The 5,267-nt window shown below is 37.8% G+C and carries 2 protein-coding genes and 3 pseudogenes; 1 reads left to right on the top strand and 4 read right to left on the bottom strand.

The window, feature by feature from the left end; genetic code table 11:
* Positions 1–1,271: pseudogene (locus Q0546_RS05895) on the top strand (hypothetical protein); the annotation flags it as partial.
* A 445-nt stretch (positions 1,272–1,716) separates the two neighbouring features.
* Here Q0546_RS05895 and Q0546_RS11970 read toward each other — a convergent pair.
* From Q0546_RS11970 to Q0546_RS05875, 4 genes and pseudogenes are all read right to left on the bottom strand, one after another.
* Positions 1,717–1,827: pseudogene (locus Q0546_RS11970) on the bottom strand (cupin); the annotation flags it as partial.
* 221 nt (positions 1,828–2,048) lie between these two features.
* Positions 2,049–3,803 carry a DGQHR domain-containing protein gene (locus Q0546_RS05885; protein WP_297989120.1) on the bottom strand — a complete coding sequence of 585 codons (1,755 nt, stop codon included), beginning with the start codon at positions 3,801–3,803 and terminating at the stop codon, positions 2,049–2,051.
* Positions 3,800–4,729, bottom strand: a complete 930-nt coding sequence (locus Q0546_RS05880) for a site-specific DNA-methyltransferase (RefSeq protein WP_177388192.1) — start codon at positions 4,727–4,729, stop codon at positions 3,800–3,802. Before Q0546_RS05880 ends, Q0546_RS05885 begins: the two co-directional genes overlap by 4 nt.
* Before the next feature lie 23 nt (positions 4,730–4,752).
* Positions 4,753–5,267, bottom strand: a pseudogene (locus Q0546_RS05875) (GMP synthase (glutamine-hydrolyzing)); the annotation flags it as partial.

Below are 5,267 nucleotides of genomic sequence, written 5' to 3'. Positions count from 1 at the left end.
TAGGCGTGATATTCGTATCAAGCTCCAAGCGCCGCGTGAGTATAGATACAGCGCGCGAGATTGCACGCATCGCGCATGAAAACGGCGCAAAGTGCGTCGGAGTTTTTGCTTTGAGCTCTGAAAAACACAGCGTCGCCGCCTGCAAAAATTTGAGCGACAAAACTCGCGGCGATAAAATTTGCAAAGATAAAATTTACGCGAGCAAGAGCGGCGGCGTAGAATTTTACGAAGCCGCGGAATTCTGCGAAAAGCAGCGCGACGATTTGAGCGTAAATTTAAACGCAAACTGCGCTGTGTCCGTCTCGGTAAAAGATTTAAATTCTGAAATTTTAGATACGGAAGCTCTAAACGAGGAGCAAATTTTAAAAATTTGCGAGGCTTGCAAGCTAGACTGCGCTCAGATTTACGGACGCATAAGCGCGGATTTCAAAGCGCACCTCAACGCGGCGGGCGTAGAGGCGTGGCAGGTGCTAAGCATCGGCGCTGAAATGCCGCCGCTTGAGGGCTTGAGCTTCGATCGGATCTTATTCGATGCCAAAGGAGTGAGCTTGGGCGGTAACGGCGTGAGCTTCGACTGGGATCTGCTGCGACGCGCTGGGCTTGGCTACCAAGGACGAGACGGCGCAACGAGCGATGAAAAAAACTGCGCGGGCAACACAATGCAAAGCACAGACGACGCAAGAGACGATTTTGAGCGCAATGCAATCTGTGAGAATCTCGGCGAGGAAAAATTTTACGCAGAGTGTGTCGGAAACAGCGGCACAAAGCCCATAGAAAGCGACAATCACCGTGCCGCTAATGACGACGAGGCCAGCAGAATTGTGCGTGATGTCGCCCGATCAAGCGAGGCAAAACCTGCAATAGAAAATTATGGCTGCGATGCAAAGAATAGCGAGGAGTGCGGAGCCAGTGCGTGTACTGCTACTCAGTCAAACAATATAGAGCCCGCGAAGGAGGGCTCCGATCATTGCGGCGCAAACGACTATGAGGCGGGCGCGCCAAATATTGCGAATGACGGCGGCGAAGTAGGCAAGTTAGGTGCCGCAAAGGATGATAGCGCGGATAAGTGTAGCACCGCTTCCAAAGGCGGCGCGATCTCTTTTATTCTCGCAGGCGGTATCGGTGCGCAAAATATACTTGAAGCGCTCGCGCTGAGCCCCTACGCTATCGATCTAAACAGCTGCGTGGAGGATGCGCGAGGCATCAAAGATCCGCAAAAGATAAGCGAAATTTTGCGAACAATCGAAAGCGCGGACGGCGCGGCAGACTGAACTCGCTGCGACCTTGCCGGTATAGCACATACCGCCTTGCTGATACGCGCATCGTAGACAGCCGAGAATAAAATAAGATTATCTCACCGCATGCGACTATGTATCATTCTGTTCAAATTTATCCGTCGTTCTTTTTGTTTGCGCGCAAAGAACGCAGCGCAATTTATTACTTTTAAATTTACGCTATTTGCGTGGTGCTCGGTACTGATAAATCACCACTTGAATCTATGCTTTTCAGACAAATTTATCCGCACAAATTTCGATCGCTTAAGTGATTTATTCTCTTTAATTAATTTATGGCTATGTACTAATAGGTGGTTAATTTCTATACCACGCAGATTTTTTAGGCAGCATATTTTTAAATTTAAAGTAATTGCGCCGTATTTATCTGGCGTCTCTTACCGATACTTTTGTCTCGCGCTAATAAGATCTTGCACTTGGCATCGTTAAAGGCGAACACGTCGACGTGAGCATTCTCGCAATCAAAAATTCTCTTGCTAACGACACTTTTGGCGATCACTTTCGTGTCGGCGTTTAGATTGTAAATTTTACTCATTTTTCGCCCTTTCATAAAATTTACAAGGCATTGTAGCGAAAATAGTTTTAGGTTTTGTTGATAGGGGTTATCTTTTTATATCAAATATAACGGTATTTGCTTGATCACTTAAAAATTTTTAACCCTTTAAATTACAGTAAGTCTACTCTCTTGCTCAATTTCCATTAGCAAATTCTATTTAAAATGCACATATTAATCTACTTAAATATAGTGCCATTTGCCTAAATATCTGGTGTATGTGTATTTTTTATTTGATCTAAGATTTCTTCAGAAAATTTTGCATATTGGCTAGATGTATAGGGAAACCTATTTTTTGAAAAGTCGATTTTCAGTTTTGAGAAAAGATTGTCATAGTGATCAAAATTACAAATTCCTTCCATATTTATAAGTTTATTGTATGCAATAATAAAACCGTTCAAAGATATGACGGATAGTAGTTTAGAATCTATATCATCCCATTCTTTTTTAAAATTTTTTTTAATAGCTTTAAAGTATGTTACAATATTTTCTTTGCAAAAATTCTTATATTCTTCCAATGCGTTATCATTCATATTTTGCAATGCATTCTTATCTCCCTTCCAGAATGAATATAAATTTTTCTTTTCACCAGGAGTAATGGTTATTAGATAACGTAAAGCATATTTAATTATTGATGCTATTTTAATTTTTCCATTATCTAATAATGACATCTCAAACTTATTTAAAAATATCTGTTCCTTATTAAGTTTTTCTATTATTGATCTTGCCAATCCAAGATCAGATATTGGGTCTTTAACCATTCTTATATGAAGTAAAACATCTGGACTAACTGATTTTGCATTAAAATTAATATCTAAAAAAATTTCACTTTGTATTTTTATCTTTTCTATATCAGACATTCCTTTTGGAAAAATAAGTCCAGTTACTAAAAGATGAAGTTTCTTTCTTATTTCGGACATCTTGGTCTCGTCTTTATCGTTTTCTCCTCCTTCATGATGAGCATATATTCTATGCTGTCCATCAATAACACAAATGCTATTCATGCGATCAGGAATGGTCATATTGCATACAAGGTGCTCCTTGCCAATGTTCTCAAGATCAATTACCTTATTTTCTTTAGGACTATGAAATTCAACATCATCTGGTAAGGCCACTATTATATTATTATAAAACGCCTCTTTTTTCTTTAGTAGAAATTTTCTTATATCTTTAATTTTTTGTTCTTGAATTAAGCGTTGATATAGTAAACTAGAGTCCTCCCAGTTATCTTTCCTTAACACATATGAGTTTTTAATTAGCATATCCGCAGACATCATAAAGGATACCTTTTTTACCTTATTATTAATTCCAGTAGTATACTCTGGACTAATTATGGTTGCCGATATTTTTTTGCTACTTTCTGTTTGGTCAATACCAATATTTTTATTAGTCAAGTCTAAAAATTTAAAAATCTCATATTTAATTGATCTTTTAATACATTTTGCCATCTTATAAAAATAGGTCAAAACACTAGGCTCTACAAATTTTAATTTCTGGAACAATCTATAATCACTCTCAGTAAAATTAAGCTCTTCTTTGGAAAAATATAAAAATTTTACTTCACGTAAATCTAGATCACATTCTGATATGATATCTTGATAGTCTGAGAATTTATCGTATAGCCATTTATAAAAACTTGAGAAATTTTTATCTATTTCATCAAAAGCTTCTTTTTTATTTCTTGCATGATCTTTTATATTATCAGTTTTAGTCATTGTATCTTCACATATCAACATTATATTTTTATACAAAAGAACAAAATCTATCTCAATTATTCTGTCTCCTATCTTTATATGCTGATTTTCTGTATTTATATAGGTGAAGCCAGCCATATTAAAAATATACTTTATTTTATTTCTAAATTTAATCTTTTTTGTTTTGTCTACTTTTTCTAGTTTTTCTCGTTCTGACAAAATTTTCTTTTGTTTATTAACTTTTTGTTTTACTTCTTTAGTCATTTTGCAACCTCTCCTCTGATTATACTAAATTCCTCCGGCAACTTGGCAACCAAACTATTTTTATCTGGTTTCATTACAGGGACATCCTCTCTAACTTTAGCCACTCCATTGATAGCATCTTTAATACGATTTTTAGCAATATTAAAATATTCTTTTTGTATTTCAGACCCTATAAATTTTCTATTTTCCAATATGGAAGCTACCCCTGAAGTTCCAGAGCCCATAAAAGGGTCAAATACTATTCCATTTGTTGGAGTTAACGCCTTAATTAGTCTTTGTGGTATTGCTATTGGAAACTGACAAGGATGCTCAGTCTTTTCAACATGATTAGCCTTGACATTAGGTATATCCCAAACATCAGATGGATTTTTGCCTAATGGATTTCCACTAAATTTTCCCTTATTTTTTCCTTTATAGTAACGTTTTCCTGGATATTTTTGTGGAATACGAATACAATCTAAATTAAAACTATACTCTTTTCCTTTCGTAAACCACAATATAGTCTCATGTCTCCCGCTAAAACGTCTTGAACTATTTAGACCGTGTCCAAATGTCCAAATTATTCTATTTCTTAAAACTAGCGGATGTTTGCATTTTTTACTATTTTCTACAAAGATTTGATAAATATAAAAATCTAATGGGATAAGCTCAAATTTATTTACATGATACCCAATTTGCCAGCACAAACTACCACCGACTTTTAATACACGATAAATATCATTAAAAATTGTTATCTGCTGGTTTTTAAATGTTTCAATATCATCGTGAATATTTTCATAGGCCTTTCCCATACAGTATGGTGGAGAAGTAATAATTAAGTCACAAAATTCATTAGGTATTTTTTGCAACAGCTTTAAACAATCACCATTAAAAACCGTTACCTCATTGTTAATATTAAATTTCTCACTAATTTTAATTTTATTCATGTTTGTAAATACTAAAAAATAATTTACTCCCACTCTATCGTCGCAGGCGGTTTGCTCGAGATGTCGTAAACTACGCGGTTGATGCCGTCTACTTCGTTTATGATGCGGCGAGAGACATTTTCTAGCAGATCGTACGGCAAGCGCGAGAAGCTAGCCGTCATACCGTCGCTAGCGTCCACCACGCGCACGCACACGGCGTTTTCATAGGTGCGGTTATCGCCCATGACGCCGACGGAGTGCACGTTTAGCAGCACGCAAAACGCCTGCCACGTTTTGTTGTACCAGCCGCTTGATTTTAGCTCGTCGCGCAGGATCACGTCGGCTTTGCGCAGTAGCTCGAGGCTCGGCGTATTTACCTCGCCCATTATGCGGATCGCAAGGCCTGGACCCGGGAACGGATGGCGGAAAACTACTTCGCGCGAAAGACCTAGTTCGAGTCCCAGCTGGCGCACTTCGTCCTTAAAAATTTCGCGCAGAGGCTCGATCAGTTCAAATTTCATATCTTTAGGCAGGCCGCCTACGTTGTGATGGCTTTTGA

Source organism: uncultured Campylobacter sp. (genome assembly GCF_937997465.1).
GTDB lineage: Bacteria > Campylobacterota > Campylobacteria > Campylobacterales > Campylobacteraceae > Campylobacter_A.
This window is presented reverse-complemented; position numbering and strand designations above follow the sequence as displayed.